Below are 17,105 nucleotides of genomic sequence, written 5' to 3'. Positions count from 1 at the left end.
GCACGTCGCCAACACTGAGCCGCCTTGCACGGGCGGAAGCCCGCTTCAGCGGTACGAAAAGGGAAAAAGGGCGGTCTGTTCGTCGATGACGGTCTCGAGGAGTTTTTCCCATCTGTGGGTGTCGAGCAGGCAGGCGAAGTGTCTGCGGCTGAGGTGGGGGCCATCGAGCAGGGCCCGGATGCGCCCGGTTTCGCGCTGGAGCATGCGGGGATCCCCCAGCCGATGAGCGTGCAGGGCGGCGAGGGGGAGGAGCCCCATGACGTTGAGGGTCTCTTCCCCTTGCGTTTTGCAGAGCTGCAGGGATTGCAGCCAGGCCTTCTCCTTCACGGACGGGTCGTCGGACGTGCGGCCGAGGTTGTAGAGCCAGAGCTGCCAGGGATGTTGGGGGGCAGTCTTCCCGATCTGTTTGCACGCCCATGCGAGATACGCGGGGGCTGGCTCCTCGGTGTCCGCCAGCCAGCGCATCAGGGCGGCGTGCCGGTAAGGGTTCGAACGCGGGTTGCACGTATCGGGTGTGGAGGTTTTCAGATAGGTGAGAAGGGCTCTGCGGGCGCTTTCGGGAAGCCCCGCATCGAGGTAGGCGTATACCTTATAGGAGACATCTCTCAGCCAGTGGGTGTGCGCTTCTTCCTGGACCAGACCGCCCCCGAAGGCATCGAGGGCCTTCGAGACCCAGCCTTCGAAGGCAGGCAGGTTCTCCGGTCCGCAGAAAGCGGCATTCTGGGCCATCGTGCCGTAAAAGCCTCCGAGGTCATGATTGACGGCCAGAGGGTCGCAGCGCCGCCTTTCGGCGAAGATGCCTTCCATGCGCTCGATCAGCGCGCGGGTGTCCTCCGGGAGGTGTTCGGCCAGCCGGGGGTCGAACTCGAAGCGGTTGTGGGCCTGCCCGATCCGATGGCAGGCGTGCTGGAGGATCAGACTCTCGCCGTCGGTCATGTGGACGGCTGCTTCCTGGAAAGACTGGGCGGCTCTCAACCAGAAGGCGGCCTTCCCCGCGGCCCCGCAGTGGTTGGCGCAGGTCACCTGGGCCTTGCACAGCCGGAACGCCAGACCGGGGGCATGGCGCCCCAGGGTGTCGACCAGTTCTGGCGTGCAGAGGTCGAGCAGGAGCAGGGCCCTGTCCTTGGACCAGTCCGGCGGGTCCAGCAGCGCCTCGATCGCCCTGACGAACCGTTTGGCGATGGAGGGGTCGCCGACGATTTCAGGTAGGCGGAGGGAAATGATGCGCCGATCGGCCTCCAGCCAGGAAAGGAGCTTGGCCGGCACGTCTTCCAGGTGGTCGATGATCCACTTCGTGCTCCGGTTTTGGGAAAGAAAGGCCGACGCAGCTGAGCCGGTACCCGGGGCGTGAAAGCGCCAGAGGATCTCGGCGGTTTCGAGGTCGCCTACGCGAAGACACTCGAAGCGGCCGATGTTGACAAGGCTGGCCGCGTGGGTTTGGGCAGGGCAAAGGATGCCGGTCAGCCGGTGGTCACGGGCGGCCTCGCATTTTTGAAGGATGCCTTCGACCGGGAGAATGTCGCCGTCTGCGCTGAGGGCGCCTGTAGCCGCGAGCGCCGGGACGGGGAAGCCTTGCTGGGCCGAGCGGAAGCCGAGGTAGACGGCCAGGCCGAGCGACGACCCGTAGAGAGCGACGTTGCCTCCGCAGGGATCGAGCACAGGCCAGAAGAAGAAATGCCCTTTCGGGCGCTTTTGTGCGGCGAGGGCGGCCGCGGTTTCAACCGCCCGGCAGGCCGTCGCATCCATGCGGGTCCGCGCCCACAGAGGCATGCCGGTCCCGGCCGCCTTTTCGCCGAACCCGACCATGGCCCAGCGCACCTCGCCCGCTGTGTCCTGAGGGCGGGTGAGCAGCAGCGGGATCCCCGCCCACCTCCATGCATGGAAATGGTCCCAGTCGATGAAAGGCAACCCGAGGGCGGCAAGGGAGGTGTGGGCCGAGAGGGCGCTGGTCAGTTCCGGGCGGCGTCTGTCAGGGGCGAGGATCGCTGCGGCGAGGCAGCACAGGCAGAAAAGCCTGCGGAAGGGTTCGTCCGCGCCGATCCGTTGGAGGATCTTTTCGAGAAGGTCGGACAGGCGGCCGCCGTCCTCCGGCCAGATCCCCGGATGAGGATGGAGAAGGTTGTCCCGCCGATCGCGGATGTCCCAGTCCGCGGAATAGGCGTGGAGTACCTGCAGATCCCAGCTGTTCGGGTTATACCGCATCGCCCACCAGAAGAAGGACCAGTGCGCCGTTTTGGACCTCGGTTTCCCTGAGGCCTCTGAAAACGATCCGAAAAAGGCTTTTGCCCCGGTCGAGTTCATGCGCGGCGGCCGGCAGCGGGTCAGCGCCGGGCCTTTCCCACCATGCGTGGATGGTTTGAGGCAGACAGCCCGTCTGCCGGATTTTTCCGGTCACCAGAAGGCCGGCAGGGGACTGGCTTATCAGATCCACCTGAAAGGGCAAGGCCTGGACCTCGAAACCACCCGAGGTCAGACAGATGCAGTTCGCCCTGTCCCAGCCCCCCTTCTCGTCGGCCGCCAGAGGCGTTTCCAGGTCGGGAAAGCGGCTGAAGGCCAGCAGTTCATAGTCGTCTGCTGCGCGCTCCGGCAGTTCGGCGCCGGGGTAGGCCTCCTCGAGGAATGCCCGCAGGGCGAGGCCAGCGGGCGGCATCGCTGGGTGGGCGGGGGATTTCTGCTTCGACAGGAGCCGCTCGACGCTCTTGGCCGCGAGGTAGCCCGCCAGTTCGAGTTCCAGCTGGCGGAAGAAGAAGAGGACGGAGTGCTCGGGGATCGGCTGCGGCGGCTGAGCGGCCGCAGCCTGAACGGCCGAAAGGGTTTCGGGGGGGGCCTGCCCCCAGCGTCGCCCGATGTCCGCGAGGGCCAGCGTATAGGTGTTCCAGCACTCCACAAAGCCTCTGTCCTCCCCGAGCGCTTCGTCGTCAAGCCCCATGAGCGCTGCATCGCCGCAAATCTGCGCGACGCGCGCACAGGGGTCGGGCGAGGCCTCGATGTCCAGGATGAACACTATCGGCGGATTGTAGTACCGGTTTGCAGGGCCCCATCCGCCGAGGGCCGCCTTCACCTCCCGGATCTCGCCCGGGGCGGGGGCTCCGTCCTCGGCCGCAGGCGAGGCCTCCGCCAGCCGACCGCCGAGGCTCTCCCATGCGCTCCATTCGTCAACGGCTGAAAGGCGCTCCGCGCAAAAGGGGCAGGCCTCGATATGGCGCTCCAGAGCGGGATCGCGGTCCGCCGAAAAGAGGATGCGGTCCGGCGGACAGGTGCGCAGTGAAAAGAGGTTCTGCCAGGCAAGCTTCATGCGGATGGAACCAGGGTCATTCATCGGAGGGCTCCGTTTCATCTTCTTTCATTGGATCTGAACGGCCTTCGACGGCGGATTTGCAAAGGTCGAGCACCCGCACCACGAATTCTCCGAAAAGATTTTGGTCCAGATCCTCCGGGGAGAGCCCGGGCCACAGGCTGCAGAAGCCGCGGAGGGCGTCTTCGGCAAGGGTCAACTGATAGAGGGGGCCGCTTGGGCCTTTGTACCCCAGCCGGCGGGCCATCTCCTCCAGGGAGAGGTCCATGCCGTATTTGAGATGCAAGACGGCGCGTTTCTTGACGTCGATCCCCTTCACGAACTGTTCGGCCAGAGGGGCGAGATCGGCGAGGGCGGCCGCCTCCTCGGCGGTCAGGCCGGGGTCGGAAGGCGGTGCGAGGTAGGGCCCGCCGGGTCTAGGCGCATCTCCGTCGGGCAGCGGCACCTCCCGGTAGGATTCGAGGAGTTCCGGGAAGAGCGTGCCGAGGAAGTTGACGAACGAGCGGACCGGGACCCAGCCGTGGACCCCTGTCCGCTCGACGAGGAGTCGCTCGAATGTCTTCGAGAGGGAGATGAGGTTCACCTGCGTGACTGACTCTGCGGGTTTCATCCCCGGATCGGGCCAGTCCCTGGGGGTGGCATCCACGGGTGGGATGACCGGCCGGTCCTCCCCGGATTCCCAGGAATAGAAGGCCGCCTCCCGTCCAGCCTTGTAATGGATGCCGTCCGCGTTGGAGAGGACCTGGCGCACGCGCCGGTACAGGGCGTGCCAGGGGCTCATTTCCCGGGTGCGCAAGCGGTCGAGGGCGTGGTTGATGAACAGTGTGCTGAGGTAGCCCGCAAAACGGCTCCAGTCGGCGTTCTGAAGCAGGCGGAGCAAATCGGGCGGCAGGCTGCCCTCCTTCTTCTCCTTCAGGAAGGCCCAGATCTCCGCCGCAAGCTCCCGGTTGTCCTCGTAAGGCCACTGGCGGCTGGAGAGGTTCAGGGGCTTTATTTTGCGGGAAACGGTTGCCGCGCAGCGCTCCAGGACCGCAAAGCAGCCCGGGCTGTCGATCCATGCCTCCCAGGTCGACGTGTCCATCAGAGGCTTCTCCGCAGGCACGATTCAGGCACGACACCCATGAAGCGCAAAGAAAAGTTCACCTTTCCCGAGCGTGGAAGACCGAAGCGGAACCGCTCCATGATGTAGGAGGTGCGCTCCATGGCATATTCGCTCGGTTCGAGGAGGCATCCTTTCTCAATATAGAAGGGACTCGATGGGACGGAGGTGCACGGACAGACCTGGAACCCGAAATTGGCGAGTCGCTTCAGGACGAAGAGCGGATGGGTCTTTTTGTCTCTGCGGAAGGTGGCGGGAAAACCTCCGGTCGCGTCTCTGAGCTTCCGGTCATCCGCCCCGTGGAAGAACATCCGCTCTTCCCAGTAGGGCGAAGGCAGGCGTCTGATGGAGGCCCCCAAGCGGCGCCAGTCGAGCGGCGGCTGTTTTGGGGCCTCACCCCAGAGGCGTGCGGCAAATCCTTGTTTGGACCCGGCCTTTGCCATTGGACCTCTCCATCCCTGTGCTGTTCGGAACCGTGCAATGCTCGGCAGTCTATAGCGCATTTATACGCCAAAAACAATGATCCGGTGCAAAAAACCTCGGGTGTCGGAGCCCGTGTTGCCAGTATACACCCGCTCTCCTCTCCAGCCCGCAATCCCCGCTCAACAGTCCCCAGCCGCCACGGATTCAGCCTTTATCCTTTCTTGTGGTGATGAAGCTCCCATTGTTTCCATTCGGAAATGGTCATTTTGGCCAATCCCGACGTCCATCTGCACGTTTGATTGTGCGGCGACCTGCAGGTTGCCTCCGTGCAAACGCTTGATTTCCTTGATATTGGCCAAAAATGCTCATTTCGGATTGGAAACTGAGTCCTACCACGAAATCATTTCCGGATGGATACTGTCAAGCAGTCAGAAGACGTTTCCAACAACCACTCGATCCAAAATCTGGCCGCGAGCCAGCGGCCGGAGATTAAACAGAACCCGCCGGTCTTGGCCCTCACGCACAAGGCCGCACTTGTCGTGAATGGCGGATTACTTTCATCCCTCAAGGCATTTTTTTTGAAAATTACCGCATCCCCGCCGTTCAGCACTGTCAGGTGGAGGATGGCGCAGAGGTCACGCGGGTTTCCGCAGCGCGGCCACGAAGCGGCGGTTCCTCCGGCCGAGGCGGGATTTATTGACCATCAAAGGAGGAAAGAGGTATGCGTTGGATCATCGTGACAATGATGTTGGGAGTGCTGGGGCTGGTCGGCTGCGCCACGATCGTAGGCGACAAGACCCAGCTCTTGAGTATCAACAGTTCACCCGAGGGTGCCGAGGTCTGTGTTACGGACGAAACAGGTCAGCAGGTCTTCAAAGGGCAGACCCCGACGACCGTGGTGCTCCAGAAGGCGGACGGGACCTATTTCGGTGGCAAGGACTACACCGTTTCGATCTCCAAGGAAGGCCACGAGACCCAGACGGTGCAGGTCGTCAGCGGGCCGAATGGGTGGTACGTCGGCGGCAATTTCATCTTCGGGGGTCTGATCGGGTGGCTGATTGTCGACCCGTTGTCGGGCGCCATGTGGACGCTTTCTCCGGAGACGGTGAACCTGAACCTGGCCCCTGCAGCCGAAAAAACCAGCCTTGACGATTCCAGAGGTCTGGCCATCATCCAGTTGGACGATGTGCCTGTGGAATGGAGGGGCTGTTTGGATCCGTTGATGTAGCCGTTTCAATGCACGGTTGGCAGGTCACCGCGTCCGCCGGCGGTGGCCTGCACGTGTTTGTGTCGTTGCGGTGCAAAAGGTTTGCCCGGTTCGGAGGTTTTCCCGCCATCCAGTTCAAAAAGCCTTGCTTATGAAATGACGCGTTGACAGAATACACTTCCCGTCATGCCGGGTGGTTTCCAGGAGTGATACCGACCAAGGGAGATGAGAAAATGACCGAGCGGACCCTTTTTCTTCTGTTCAACCACCAGATTACAGAGACGCAGCGCGAGGACGCGTCGAAAAGCCTCGGGGTTGGAAGGATCATGGACCTCCCGGCCGGATTGAAGCAGGTGTGGCGGGACATCCCTGCGGATCTGCCGGAGATCGGCGCGTTTCTCGAACCGGTCCGAAAATGGCTCGAGGAAGAGTCCCGACCCGGGGATTTCGTTCTCATCCAGGGGGACTTCGGTGCGTGCTACCTGATGGCGGGCTTCGCCTTCGAGAAGGGACTGGTCCCGATCTATTCCACCACGGATAGAGAGGTTGAAGAAGAGCGCGGCGCCGACGGCCTGGTCAAGGTGACCCACGCCTTCCGGCACCGGATCTATCGGAAATACGGGATTTAGCGCTTCGAGGGAAGATCGACCCTTCCCCGGCTGCTTCAGCGAGCCGTCTTTTCCAAACTCTTCGATTACCCCTGAATCCGTGATGGTGGAGCGGAGAATATCATCGCCCCTGATGTCCGGTACCCTCCCAGCCTTTTTATAGGGTGTGTCCTGTCGCTATGCACTTCGGGCAGGTCTTCGGCGGCATCTTTCCCCTGGAGTTTCCGCAACCTGCAATGGGCTCTGAAAATTCCGCCCCTGGACCCGATCTGTCGAAAAATGCGCCATCTTTTTTTCTTGATCATGACACTAAAAGTGTATAGTATAAGTGTCATGAAAAATGACGTCAGAAAATTCACGATCGACGAGATGTGCGCCCTGGTGGAGATGGACAGGCGCACGGTCCGATACTACATCCAGAAGGGCCTGGTGGACCGGCCCGAAGGCGCAGGAAAGGGGGCCTATTACACGCACGCGCACCTGGAGCAGCTGCTGGCGATCCGCAAGTGGAAGAGGGCCGGGGTGTCGCTCGATCGCATCCAGGAGATTCTGGCCGATGGAAAGGGGGGCGCCCCCGGTGGTCAGCCGCTTCCACCGCCGCCGCCCCGAAAAAAGGGGGCCGTCGAAGTCTGGAGCCATCTGAATGTGAACGACGGCATCGAGCTGCACATCGAACCTACGCGGGCTGGATTGAGCCCGGGACAGGTCCGCGCCCTGTTCCGGGACGTCATGAAGGTGGCTGGAAAGATAAGAGAGGAGAAATCGTAGTATGAACAGAGCGATGACCGCGCCTGATTTGACGCCTGTCGGGGAGGGAAGGGTCGCACTTCAGTCAGTGAAGGTAGAGGCCGAAATCGAAAACCTTCTGTGCAAAGTGACCATCAGGCAAACCTACCGCAATCTGGAAAAGGTCAACATCGAAGCCGTTTACACCTTTCCGCTTCCCCTTGGGGCCGTGCTTCTGGACATGACGATCAAAACCGGCACCAAGGCGTTCAAAGGCGTCGTGGTTGAAAAGACCGAAGCTGAAGACCGGTATGAGGACGCCATAACCGACGGTGACACCGCGATCATGCTGGAGCAGATCGACCCCGGTCTGTACACGATGAACGTGGGCAACCTGCAGCCTGAAGAATGCATCGATCTGTCGATCACGTATGCCGAACTTCTCAAATGGCGTGAGAATTCCCTGAGGTTTTTTCTGCCGACGACCGTCGCGCCGAGATACGGCGATCCCGAAATCCTCGGTCTTCAACCGCACCAGAGCCCGGACTACGATCTGATGCATGAAAACCCCTTCAGCATCACGGTGTCGGTCTGCGGTGCGCTGGCTGGAGCGTTGATTGAAAGCCCTTCCCACCACATCGCGTCACAGCGCCGCTTTGGAAAGACGGTTGTTTCCCTCGCAAAAAGGCAGGCGCTGATGGATCGGGATTTTGTCCTGAACCTTTCCATGGAAACCGATAAAAAGAGCATGGCGCACGTCGAGCGAGACGGGGAGGGCTACGTAGCCTTGGCGTCTTTCTGCCCCAGGTTCCCTGCCCCATCCAGGCCCGCGCCCAGGTGCATCACGATCATCGTCGATTGCTCCGGCTCCATGGCGGGAGACTCCATCGCCCAGGCCCGCAGGGCGCTCTGTGAAATCCTCGGTCTGCTGCGACCAGAGGACTGGTTCAACGTCATCCGGTTCGGGAACTCCCACCGAAAGCTGTTTTCCGCGCCCGTTGCAGCGGACGCCGCCAACCTGAAAAAGGCGAGGGCCCTCCTGGAGGTCCTGGATGCGGACATGGGGGGGACCGAAATCGGGCAGGCCGTCGCGGCCGCCGTGAGGAGCGCAGCCTCCTCGACGCTCTCGAAGGAGGCGCTGCTGATTACGGACGGTGAGGTGTGGGAATGGGAAAAGGTGACGGCGATGGCGGCCGGGTCCGGCTTCCGGTTTTTCACCGTCGGGGTGGGCAGTTCCGTCTCAGAGGCCTTCGTTCAGAGCCTGGCCGACGCCACGGGCGGGGCCTGTGAGCTGGTTTCCCCGTGGGAGGAGATGGTGGAAAAGATCGTGCGGCATTTCAAGAGGATCTATTCGCCCAGGGCGGTGAAGGTGCAAATCCACTGGCCCAGCGAACCGACCGGGATTTTTTCCGAAGCGATCCCGGCCATCTACGAGGGGGATACGCTGCATGTCTTCGGCACCTTCGACGAAAGACCCGACGGCATGGTCGAGCTGCAGGCCGTGCTTGAAAACGGCGCAGCGTGGGTTCAGAAAGTGCCGCTCCAGGCCGGCATTCAGATGCAGCCACCGGACGAGGCGGCTGGAACGATGGCGCGCATGGCCGCGGCATGCAGGATGAAGACGATGAAGGATCCCCGGGATATTGCAGACCTCGGTGTGAAGTATCAATTGATGTCCCCCTTTACGAACTGCCTGGCTGTCGATGTGAGGGCCGAGGGGCGAAAGGCCTTGGATCTGCCGGTCCTCCGAAAGACCCCCCAGATGCTCGCGGCCGGTTGGGGAGCGTCAGGTTCGGTATTGATGAACGAGAGATTCGAATTGAGGTTTAACGCGGAAAGATTGTCGATTTCCAAAGTGGAAATGTCTTCTAAACGGCTATGCTGCTCCACCTTCATGGGCTATCTCGAAAGCGAACGAAGACAATTCGATGGACTGATTGCTTGTATCAACGGGATCCAAATGGACCAAACCGCTCCTTTTGAGAACATCCTGTCCCTGATTCGATTCGAAAAAGAAGGCATGCCGAAAGGCCTTGTCAAACCAATGAAAAGCATGGTGGATGCTGGTGCCGATGAACACACCGCTGTGATCGTTTTGCTCTATCTGCTGTCGCAAGACAAACGAATCAAAGGCGGGCTCGAACGGACAACCAGAAGAATGATCAAGAAATCCTATAAAGAGTTGTCCGATGTCCCAGAAGAAATGAAACAGCAGATTGAAAGCATCATTGAGTCCTACTTGAATCCGAATGCCATTGACTTGAGGGATTGTCTCGAGCCGTTGATGTAGCCGTTTCAATGCAGGGGGTGGCAGATCACCGCGTCCGCCGGCGGTGGCCTTCACGTGTTTTGGGGTTTCCGATCACATGGGGTGCATTGTTTCCTGACGTCATCGCTGAATTTTGCCAAGGTGCCTTCCCGGGAGGGAACAGCACCTTGGCAGAGACCCTGTATCAAATTCACGGCTGTCAGATCAGAGAGGAAGGCCCATCGGTGGCCTGAATCCCGGCAGCAATGGCCACTCGATTGTGCATCGACCCGTTTTGAGGCCCCTTCCAGGATCCCCCATTGCTTTGTCCGTCCCCGTTCCCGGCCGGATCTCCTCCCGAGCAAAAAATCTCCTATCTGCATAAATTCAACCGGATGCATGCCTGCAGCATGAATACCGACCGCCCGATGGCGCGGCCCTCACCCAGCTTGGCGCAGAACTTGCGATATACAACTGCCTGACCTGCGCAGGCCGAAGCGGGTCCGCTCGGGCCCGGAGGAGATCCACTACGGCTGGGAGGGAGGCCTCCTCCTATCCGAAACCCACGGGGGCACCCTGAACCAGACCCTCGGCTACGCCTACGACGATGACTTCCGATTGAGCGCCCTGAGCTACGCGGGCCAGACCCTCTCCTATGGCTACGACCTGGATGGACTCCTCTCTTCGGCCGGCGCATACACGATCTTCCGCAATGCGCAGAACGGGCTTCCTGAGACGGTCGCAGGAAACGGCCTCGAGACCTCCCGCACCTTCAACGGCTATGGGGAAATCACGAAAGAGGCCTCCCTCCTCGCCGGAGGCGCCAGAACCCGGTATGATTACGCGAGCCGCGGCGCGCTTCTGTCGGTCAGCCTTGCGGACGGTAGGCTGATCGAGTACGTCTACGATCCCCTTGGCCGGCGCATCGCAAAAAAGATCGACGGTGCCCTCACCGAGAAATACCTCTGGCAGGGCCTGACCCGGCTCCTTGCGGTCTATGACGCAAACGACCGGCTCCAACTCCGCTTCGAATACGCGGACGGCCGTCTCCCCGTCGCCATGACCGGAGAAGACGGCGCCCGCTCTCACCTTTTCTACGATCCGGTCGGCTCGCTCCGCCTGGTGGTGGATGGCCAGGGCAATGTGGTCAAAGAGATCCAGTACGATGCCTTCGGCTCGGTCCTGAGCGACAGCAACCCGGGGCTTGCCATCCCCTTGGGCTTCGCCGGCGGTCTCCACGACCCCGACACGGGCCTGGTGGGCTTCGGATTCCGCGACTACGACCCCGCCACCGGCCGCTGGACCGCCAAGGACCCCATCGGCTTTGGCGGGGGAGATCTGAATTTATATGGATACGTCCTAAATAATCCGGTTAATTTTATTGACCCACTTGGGCTGGAATTTTATGGGGTTGCCAATGCTGGATTTCTTGGGTTTGATTATAGCGCAAGCACACAAAATCCAAGTCAAGCTTCTCTCACTACAGGTAGTGGAGCTATTGTCGGTGGCGGTTTGTCTGTAGGTTATGATTTTGGTAAAGGAATTTTTGGTGATATCACTCATGACTTACTTGGCCAAGACTCAGTCAATCTTGGCCTTGGGAAGTATTTGGGTATTACCGTTGCACCTGATCTTTCAAAAATACAATTAAATATAGGCCTTGGTTTGGCCCTGCCTGTTTCATACACTGTGCCTATTAGGGATGGTAATTGGGAGCCTATAGATGCTACCTTTGGTGACGATCTTTATGGCCTTTTGCACGATGACCCTTGTAAATAAATTTATAAATATTAAATCCATTCAATTCTAAAATGGCTGGAAAAATAAATGTACATTTGAAAGTTGGACGATGGGTGAAGAAAGTAATATTGTCGTTTATCGTATGTGCAATTTTAATCTTCTGCTTATCAGTCCTTATACAGCGGTATAATATCTCCCAAAAATATATGGCTATAGTATTGTTTATATGCTGTGCTTTTTATCTTTATCAAATATTTTTAATAACAAAGATAAGGTGTCCAAATTGTAATGAAGTTTTAATATTCATATTATTTACAGGAGATATTTCATCCAATTTCAAAAGCTATAAAATGAATAAATGTAATAACTGCGGTAAAGAATTTGATTAAATAAGGAGAATAAAAAAGGTTAAGTAAGAGAGCGGTTGAGATTTAATTCTTCTATTGGGAGTTGGGATAATCAGATAAAATAGGTTGACCTTTGGCGTATTCAAAAGTTATCTTCGCCTTATGTATGTGGCATTTCCCATTGGTACCTATCTTTCGAAAAGGACATTAGAATACATCTGAAGTTTCCTGAAAATGCTCACGCCGCCATGCGCAGCAGGGCGTCCACAAAGGAATTTAGCCTGGATTTACACGGCACCGAGAAAAGTAAACCGAAATTATCATCCGCCGCGGCTTGAGCAACCGATCTTCGCACATCGGAGAAGGCGAAATGGTTGCGGCCCTCCACAATCGCCACACTCGATTCCTTCAGCTGGCTGAAAACCCGGGAAATGGACCTGAATCGGTTCGAGTTGTGGTCGCGACTGGCCCTCGGGCTGGTGGGCGGCGGTCGTGGTTTATAGCTCGTCAGGAGGGTGATAGGTCGGGTAAGAGGATGATCGGCTTTCTTGGAACGAGCGTTTGCCAGGCCGGCGTGTACGTGTTCGGCGGGCGGAGCAAGGAAACGCGCTTCGTGCGGGCCGCCCTCGCCTCGATTTTCGAGCCGTAGGAAGTGGTGGTTTTCCTGAGGCAGGGCGCAAAAGAGAAAAACTGGCAGTCCCCGGCAGATTCGGAAGGGAGGGAAGGAGGCCCAAAACCGTTATAGCCGCAGGGAAGATCGGATAAGAACCGGCTCATAGAAGCGGATGTCAGTGACACATCGTCTGATCAGGGAAGTTCTTAATCCAGTTTTTCCTGGATAACACGTCCACGGCAAGCGCAATCTGACGTCTTGTGAATTGCCTTTTCCGATCATTCCATTCATATGTTTGTGTCACAACGTCGTCCTCGGTTTGAACCTTCTCCTCACTAATAACCCAGTGGACCGAAGACAACAACTCGAGACCGAATGGTGATTCGAATCCTTCGACCAGTTCTGTTACTTTATCAAATCGTGCCTTGGTTTCTGCTGCATCTCTAAGGAAGGCTAGTGCGTCTTCGGCTGCGCCGGGTACCAGCTCTAAATGCTTGTTAGGATCGTCCCATCCGTCGGCGTAGCCGGAAACCAAATGTCCCTCGACGGTGTTCAGTAAATGCCTGAGGTTTTCGGCATACGGCCCATAGTGGCTTTTCGTGAAGCGAAGCTTCAACGGTTCTCCAGCCTCTTGCATAAAATATATGAGCTTGTGTACTTCCAGCAAGGTTATAAAAGGGTCCAGCAACCCGTTTAGATAGCGGGACATCAATCCTACCAAGGCAGCCCTGCCTGACGTCATTTTAGGTACACCCTTTGAATGGTTGATCTCCGTGTTAATCGATGCGTCACGTGGTTCGAAAATGACCGCCTTAAGCTCTTTGAACTCTCCTAAAGCCGCTTCGATACGCGGACGGACCTCTGGCCAGCCCAAACCGCCTAATCCGCTTCCTAGAGGCGGGATGGCGATGGACCGAATGTCCCTTGATCGGATTACCTCCACTAAAGCAACAAGACCGCTCTCGATATCCTCGATCCGGCTCTTGCCTCTCCAGTGACGTTTGGTTGGGAAATTGATGATATAGCGCGGATTCACCAGTCGCTCGGTCTCAAAGACAAACATCCGTCCCGGCTGCACTTTTTTCCGCTTGCAAGCCGCAGCGTATGCCCTGAAATTATCCGGGTAAGCGTTTTTAAACTGAAGGGCTATGCCACGGCCCATGATGCCCACGCAGTTAACCGTATTGACCAGTGCCTCGACGTCCTCAGTGAGTATGTCGCCTGTCTTGTATACGATCATATAGCTCTCCATTTTCTTAATAATACCATTCAGGCTTCACATCTACACGAGGTTTGTGATCTGCCGTTTGCAAAATTTTGAGGTTTTGGTTCCCACAGGCCGAGATATGATGCCGATACGAATGGCCGATTTTTTGAATCGTCTGGAAATAGACCATCCCCGAAAACATTTTTTTGAAAATCCCCCCTCCGATGCCGTGATCCATTAATGCAGGCCCCGGGTAGCCCCTCTCTAAGGGATGGGCTGCCCGGGAGTCCTGCCCTTGGCCGTATAACCTCAACCAGGGCTTTCGCAGACTACCCGGATTTCGAGGCGGGCTGGCGCGAGCACATCGAACTGCTGGTTCTGCTCGGTAAGGGGCAGGAGGCGGCTGCTGTCAAGGCGCGGGCGGCTACCATCCGCGCCATGGAGCGGGGCGCCCTCGACCCGGCCTCCGATTTGGATATCGTCAGGGGGATCGAAGGGCAGGGGACGCGCGTCTATTACGAGGGCTTTCCGCGGCTGGTGCGGAACCCGGGCTTCAGCTTCAAGGGCCGCAACCGCCGGCCGCCGCTCGACCCGGTCAATGCGCTGCTTTCCTTTGTCTATACGCTCCTGACGAGCGAGGTTCTGACCGCCATCAAGATCGTCGGCCTCGATCCCTACATGGGCGCCCTGCACGTGGAAGACTACGGGCGGCCGTCGCTTGCCTGCGATCTGGTCGAGGAGTGGCGCGTTTTTCTCGGGGACCGGTTTGTCCTGGCGCTCATCAATCGAAATGTCCTCAGCCCGGAGGACTTCGTCTACAGGCAGATCGAAAATACGGACTTCGTGGACGAGGAGGACCTCAAACAGAAGCGGCCCGTCGAGATGAAGCCCGCCACCTCAGCATTGGGATGTGAAAACCGTTTGACGTTAAACGCTAAATGGTATAATCTGACTTTATGATAAGATCATTCAAAGACAACGAGGCCGAAAAGATCTTCGATCGACAGCGGTCTATGAAGCTTTCCGAGGAGTTGCAGCGAGCCGCTTTGCGGAAGTTGAGAATGCTGAATCGGGCAACGAACCTCGATGATCTACGAATTCCACCAGGCAACAGGCTGGAAAAAATGAAAGGAGACAGGGCTGATCAATACTCGATACGCATCGATCGGCAATGGAGGGTCTGTTTCAGATGGTCCAGCAACGACGCTTTTGAGGTCGAAATCATAGATTACCATAGGGGGTAACGAAATATGGAAGAAAGAAAATTATCTCCCTTGCATCCAGGAGAGGTTTTACAAAAAGAATTCCTTGAGCCTTTGGGATTGAGTCAAAATAAGCTTGCCATGGCTCTTTGCGTTCCAGCACGCCGAATCAACGAGATCGTTTTGGGGAAGCGACGTGTGACCGCGGACACAGCTTTGAGGCTTTCACGATATTTCGGCATGTCTCCTCAGTTTTGGCTCGGCCTACAAATGGATTATGAACTCGATGTCGCGGAAGATCTGCTCGAAGACAAAATTGAAAAGCAAATCACCCCAATGGCTGCTATTGGATAGCCAGCTTCCATCCGGAAATGGTCTTTTTTGCCAATCTCGGCGTCAATCTACACGTTTGCTTGCGCGGCGACCTGCAGGTCGCTTCCGCGCAAACGCTTGATTTTCTTGATATTGGCCAAAAATTCTCATTTCCGGATTGGAAACTGGGTTCTACAGGGCAAAACTCACAACCCGTACTCTTTTGACAGGTTTTGTCAGGGTATCAAGAGCCTTTTCGGCCCGGCCTGAAAAGGCTCTGCCCCAGACCGCGGCATCCATGCGGTTGCGGACCCACAAAGGCATGCCGGCCCCGGCCGGTTTTTCGCAGAAGCCGACCATCGCCTGGCGCACCTCGCCGGAGTGCTCCTGCGGGCGGGCGAGCATCATCGGTATCCCCGCACACCTCCACGCATGGTAATGGTCCCAGTCGAGGAAGGATAACTCGAGGGCTGGGCCCTGTCTCAGCGGTAGGAAAACGGGAAGGGCCCGGTCTGTTCGTCGATGACGGTCTCGAGGAGTTTTTCCCAGCTGTGGGTGTCGAGCAGGCAGAAGAAGTGTCCGTGGTTGAGGTGGGACCCTCGAGGAGGGAGCGGATGCGCCCGGTTTCGCGCTGGAGCATGCTGGAGGATCTGGCTCTCACCTTCGGTCAGGATAGTGCGCTCCAGAACGCGATCGCAGTCCGCCCAAAAGAGCATCTTGACGGCCTCAATCGGGTCGTCGAATTTAAAGTTAATTATTCATTTCAAACAGTTTGACAACTATTATGGGTCGCATTATCATATGATCCATGATAAAGACTTTTAAGACCGCCGGTGCGGAGGATATTTTCGATGGTAATGCATCCCGAGCAGCTCGAAGATGCTGTCCTCAATCTATTTTCCCGGTTGATCGCCGAAAGTTGTATCAAGTCAACCGATTTCGATAGATCAACGAACTTAAAGAATTTCCTGGTAATCTTATGGAGCACTTGAAAGACAATCGGCAGGATCAATACAATATTTGCATTAATATACAATACAGATTTTGTTTTATATGAGAGTAAGGCCATGCCTACGAGATCGAAATCACAGATTACCACTGATGTTGGTCGGCGCCTGCCTCGTAATCGTCTACCAACACACCCTGGGGAGATGCTTTTAGAGGAATTCGTCAAACCGCTTAACCTCACACAAGCAGAACTTGCAAGGCGTCTAGGCGTTTCTTACCCTCGCTTGAACGAAATTATCAAAGGCAGGCGTTCGGTAACTCCGGATACCGCTTTGCGGCTGTCGCGTGTTTTGGGAATGTCTGCTGATTTCTGGCTGGGATTGCAGCAGGATTGGGACCTTTGGCATGCAATGAACAGCCCTGAAGCAAAACAGATCAATCGCCTGAAACCGATCCCCAGAGATGAACATTCTTTCGCATAACCCTTTGCGTGTTTGACAGGCGTTCTGTTGCCGCTGCACACCTGCAGAAAAAAATCTGTCAGGGCTTGGGATATTCCTGCGGCACCGAAACTTTTGATTTGATACAGCTGAAGTCATGTTGAGCATCGATTGGGCACCAAGAACAGGTCGGAGCAACTCGTTGGTGACGGGGTTGACTAAAGGATGACCGAGCGGACCCTCTTTCTTCTGTTCAACCACCAGATTACAGAGGCGCAGCGCGAGGACGCATCGAAAAGCCTCGGGGTTGGAAGGATCATGGACCTCCCGGCCGGATTGAAGCAGGTGTGGGGGGATATCCCTCCGGATCTGCCGGAGATCGGCGCGTTTCTCGAACCGGTCCGAAAATGGCTCGAGGAGGAGTCACGACCCGGGGATTTCGTCCTCATCCAGGGGGACTTCGGTGCGTGCTACCTGATGGCGGGCTTCGCCTTCGAGAAAGGACTGATCCCGATCTATTCCACCACGGACAGGGAGGTTGAAGAAGAGCGGGGCGCCGACAGTCTGGTCAAGGTGACCGACGCCTTCCGGCACTGGATCTATCGGAAATACGGGGTTTAGCGCTGGGGGGAGTGGTCGATTCGCCCCCGGCGGCGGCAGCGAGCCATTTTCTCCGGGCTTTCCGAGCGC

Annotated in this window: 19 protein-coding genes and 1 pseudogene; 12 read left to right on the top strand and 8 right to left on the bottom strand. The window is 57.5% G+C overall.

Going from position 1 to position 17,105, the window contains the following annotated elements; genetic code table 11:
* Nucleotides 1–45: 45 nt before the first annotated feature.
* From ACZ500_RS09490 to ACZ500_RS09470, 5 genes are all read right to left on the bottom strand, one after another.
* Nucleotides 46–2,202, bottom strand: a complete 2,157-nt coding sequence (locus ACZ500_RS09490) for a hypothetical protein (RefSeq protein ID WP_464232261.1) — start codon at nt 2,200–2,202, stop codon at nt 46–48.
* Entirely contained in the window at nt 2,192–3,319 is a 1,128-nt protein-coding gene (locus ACZ500_RS09485; protein ID WP_464232260.1) for a hypothetical protein, read from the bottom strand. Before ACZ500_RS09485 ends, ACZ500_RS09490 begins: the two co-directional genes overlap by 11 nt.
* Nucleotides 3,312–4,376, bottom strand: coding sequence for a hypothetical protein (locus tag ACZ500_RS09480; protein ID WP_464232259.1), 1,065 nt, complete (start codon nt 4,374–4,376; stop codon nt 3,312–3,314). Before ACZ500_RS09480 ends, ACZ500_RS09485 begins: the two co-directional genes overlap by 8 nt.
* The gene (locus tag ACZ500_RS09475; RefSeq protein ID WP_464232258.1) at nt 4,376–4,837 is read right to left on the bottom strand and encodes a hypothetical protein; all 462 of its coding nucleotides are present in this window, start codon (nt 4,835–4,837) and stop codon (nt 4,376–4,378) included. The genes ACZ500_RS09480 and ACZ500_RS09475 overlap by 1 nt, the downstream gene beginning before the upstream one ends.
* A gap of 159 nt (nt 4,838–4,996) precedes the next feature.
* A complete protein-coding gene (locus tag ACZ500_RS09470) occupies nt 4,997–5,176 on the bottom strand; it encodes a hypothetical protein (RefSeq protein ID WP_464232257.1) in 180 nt (59 codons plus the stop codon).
* 51 nt (nt 5,177–5,227) lie between these two features.
* Here ACZ500_RS09470 and ACZ500_RS09465 point away from each other — a divergent pair, with 51 nt between their 5' ends.
* From ACZ500_RS09465 to ACZ500_RS09440, 6 genes are all read left to right on the top strand, one after another.
* On the top strand, nt 5,228–5,557 hold the full coding sequence (locus ACZ500_RS09465; RefSeq protein WP_464232256.1) for a hypothetical protein: 330 nt from the start codon (nt 5,228–5,230) through the stop codon (nt 5,555–5,557).
* On the top strand, nt 5,539–6,045 hold the full coding sequence (locus tag ACZ500_RS09460) for a PEGA domain-containing protein (RefSeq protein ID WP_464232255.1): 507 nt from the start codon (nt 5,539–5,541) through the stop codon (nt 6,043–6,045). The genes ACZ500_RS09465 and ACZ500_RS09460 overlap by 19 nt, the downstream gene beginning before the upstream one ends.
* A gap of 212 nt (nt 6,046–6,257) precedes the next feature.
* Complete coding sequence (gene csx20 / locus ACZ500_RS09455) at nt 6,258–6,653, top strand: CRISPR-associated protein Csx20 (protein ID WP_464232254.1); 396 nt, start codon at nt 6,258–6,260, stop codon at nt 6,651–6,653.
* 312 nt (nt 6,654–6,965) lie between these two features.
* On the top strand, nt 6,966–7,400 hold the full coding sequence (locus tag ACZ500_RS09450; RefSeq protein WP_464232253.1) for a MerR family transcriptional regulator: 435 nt from the start codon (nt 6,966–6,968) through the stop codon (nt 7,398–7,400).
* Between the two features lies 1 nt (nt 7,401).
* Complete coding sequence (locus ACZ500_RS09445; RefSeq protein ID WP_464232252.1) at nt 7,402–9,648, top strand: VIT and vWA domain-containing protein; 2,247 nt, start codon at nt 7,402–7,404, stop codon at nt 9,646–9,648.
* Nucleotides 9,649–10,224: 576 nt separating this feature from the next.
* Nucleotides 10,225–11,385 carry an RHS repeat-associated core domain-containing protein gene (locus ACZ500_RS09440; RefSeq protein ID WP_464232251.1) on the top strand — a complete coding sequence of 387 codons (1,161 nt, stop codon included), beginning with the start codon at nt 10,225–10,227 and terminating at the stop codon, nt 11,383–11,385.
* Nucleotides 11,386–11,931: 546 nt separating this feature from the next.
* Here the strand turns inward: ACZ500_RS09440 and ACZ500_RS09435 are convergent.
* Nucleotides 11,932–12,081 (bottom strand): annotated as a pseudogene (locus tag ACZ500_RS09435) (IS701 family transposase); the annotation flags it as partial.
* A gap of 400 nt (nt 12,082–12,481) precedes the next feature.
* Complete coding sequence (darG, locus tag ACZ500_RS09430; RefSeq protein WP_464232250.1) at nt 12,482–13,546, bottom strand: type II toxin-antitoxin system antitoxin DNA ADP-ribosyl glycohydrolase DarG; 1,065 nt, start codon at nt 13,544–13,546, stop codon at nt 12,482–12,484.
* Between the two features lie 207 nt (nt 13,547–13,753).
* On the opposite strand from darG, the gene cas1 reads away from it, so the two are divergent.
* Genes cas1 through ACZ500_RS09410 form a run of 4 tightly spaced genes read left to right on the top strand, consistent with a single transcriptional unit; the run spans nt 13,754 to nt 15,254 of the window.
* On the top strand, nt 13,754–14,473 hold the full coding sequence (cas1, locus tag ACZ500_RS09425; RefSeq protein ID WP_464232249.1) for a CRISPR-associated endonuclease Cas1: 720 nt from the start codon (nt 13,754–13,756) through the stop codon (nt 14,471–14,473).
* Nucleotides 14,470–14,757: a type II toxin-antitoxin system RelE/ParE family toxin gene (locus ACZ500_RS09420; protein ID WP_464232248.1), complete on the top strand. Its 288-nt coding sequence runs from the start codon at nt 14,470–14,472 to the stop codon at nt 14,755–14,757. The genes cas1 and ACZ500_RS09420 overlap by 4 nt, the downstream gene beginning before the upstream one ends.
* A 6-nt stretch (nt 14,758–14,763) precedes the next feature.
* The gene (locus ACZ500_RS09415) at nt 14,764–15,069 is read left to right on the top strand and encodes a HigA family addiction module antitoxin (protein WP_464232247.1); all 306 of its coding nucleotides are present in this window, start codon (nt 14,764–14,766) and stop codon (nt 15,067–15,069) included.
* A gap of 17 nt (nt 15,070–15,086) precedes the next feature.
* Nucleotides 15,087–15,254 carry a hypothetical protein gene (locus tag ACZ500_RS09410; protein ID WP_464232246.1) on the top strand — a complete coding sequence of 56 codons (168 nt, stop codon included), beginning with the start codon at nt 15,087–15,089 and terminating at the stop codon, nt 15,252–15,254.
* A gap of 255 nt (nt 15,255–15,509) precedes the next feature.
* Here the strand turns inward: ACZ500_RS09410 and ACZ500_RS09405 are convergent, their stop codons facing one another.
* Nucleotides 15,510–15,743, bottom strand: a complete 234-nt coding sequence (locus tag ACZ500_RS09405; RefSeq protein WP_464232245.1) for a hypothetical protein — start codon at nt 15,741–15,743, stop codon at nt 15,510–15,512.
* A gap of 351 nt (nt 15,744–16,094) precedes the next feature.
* Between ACZ500_RS09405 and ACZ500_RS09400 the strand changes: the two genes are divergently transcribed.
* On the top strand, nt 16,095–16,457 hold the full coding sequence (locus ACZ500_RS09400) for a HigA family addiction module antitoxin (RefSeq protein ID WP_464232244.1): 363 nt from the start codon (nt 16,095–16,097) through the stop codon (nt 16,455–16,457).
* Between the two features lie 183 nt (nt 16,458–16,640).
* Nucleotides 16,641–17,036: a CRISPR-associated protein Csx20 gene (gene csx20 / locus ACZ500_RS09395; protein ID WP_464232243.1), complete on the top strand. Its 396-nt coding sequence runs from the start codon at nt 16,641–16,643 to the stop codon at nt 17,034–17,036.
* Nucleotides 17,037–17,105: the final 69 nt, after the last annotated feature.

The organism is Desulfatiglans parachlorophenolica, assembly GCF_055394735.1.
The sequence above is the reverse complement of the archived record's forward strand: the minus strand, read 5'-3'. Positions and strand labels throughout refer to the sequence as shown.

What these genes read in the sequence shown, in the direction of transcription:
- csx20 (WP_464232243.1), top strand. Translation starts at nt 16,641, where the DNA reads ATGACCGAGCGGACCCTCTTTCTTCTGTTCAACCACCAGATTACAGAG.
- ACZ500_RS09485 (WP_464232260.1), bottom strand. Translation starts at nt 3,319, where the DNA reads ATGAATGACCCTGGTTCCATCCGCATGAAGCTTGCCTGGCAGAACCTC.
- ACZ500_RS09405 (WP_464232245.1), bottom strand. Translation starts at nt 15,743, where the DNA reads ATGCTCTTTTGGGCGGACTGCGATCGCGTTCTGGAGCGCACTATCCTG.
- ACZ500_RS09400 (WP_464232244.1), top strand. Translation starts at nt 16,095, where the DNA reads ATGCCTACGAGATCGAAATCACAGATTACCACTGATGTTGGTCGGCGC.
- ACZ500_RS09415 (WP_464232247.1), top strand. Translation starts at nt 14,764, where the DNA reads ATGGAAGAAAGAAAATTATCTCCCTTGCATCCAGGAGAGGTTTTACAA.
- ACZ500_RS09410 (WP_464232246.1), top strand. Translation starts at nt 15,087, where the DNA reads ATGGTCTTTTTTGCCAATCTCGGCGTCAATCTACACGTTTGCTTGCGC.
- ACZ500_RS09475 (WP_464232258.1), bottom strand. Translation starts at nt 4,837, where the DNA reads ATGGCAAAGGCCGGGTCCAAACAAGGATTTGCCGCACGCCTCTGGGGT.
- darG (WP_464232250.1), bottom strand. Translation starts at nt 13,546, where the DNA reads ATGATCGTATACAAGACAGGCGACATACTCACTGAGGACGTCGAGGCA.
- ACZ500_RS09450 (WP_464232253.1), top strand. Translation starts at nt 6,966, where the DNA reads ATGAAAAATGACGTCAGAAAATTCACGATCGACGAGATGTGCGCCCTG.
- ACZ500_RS09460 (WP_464232255.1), top strand. Translation starts at nt 5,539, where the DNA reads ATGCGTTGGATCATCGTGACAATGATGTTGGGAGTGCTGGGGCTGGTC.
- cas1 (WP_464232249.1), top strand. Translation starts at nt 13,754, where the DNA reads ATGCAGGCCCCGGGTAGCCCCTCTCTAAGGGATGGGCTGCCCGGGAGT.
- ACZ500_RS09490 (WP_464232261.1), bottom strand. Translation starts at nt 2,202, where the DNA reads ATGCGGTATAACCCGAACAGCTGGGATCTGCAGGTACTCCACGCCTAT.
- ACZ500_RS09445 (WP_464232252.1), top strand. Translation starts at nt 7,402, where the DNA reads ATGAACAGAGCGATGACCGCGCCTGATTTGACGCCTGTCGGGGAGGGA.
- ACZ500_RS09480 (WP_464232259.1), bottom strand. Translation starts at nt 4,376, where the DNA reads ATGGACACGTCGACCTGGGAGGCATGGATCGACAGCCCGGGCTGCTTT.
- csx20 (WP_464232254.1), top strand. Translation starts at nt 6,258, where the DNA reads ATGACCGAGCGGACCCTTTTTCTTCTGTTCAACCACCAGATTACAGAG.
- ACZ500_RS09420 (WP_464232248.1), top strand. Translation starts at nt 14,470, where the DNA reads ATGATAAGATCATTCAAAGACAACGAGGCCGAAAAGATCTTCGATCGA.
- ACZ500_RS09465 (WP_464232256.1), top strand. Translation starts at nt 5,228, where the DNA reads ATGGATACTGTCAAGCAGTCAGAAGACGTTTCCAACAACCACTCGATC.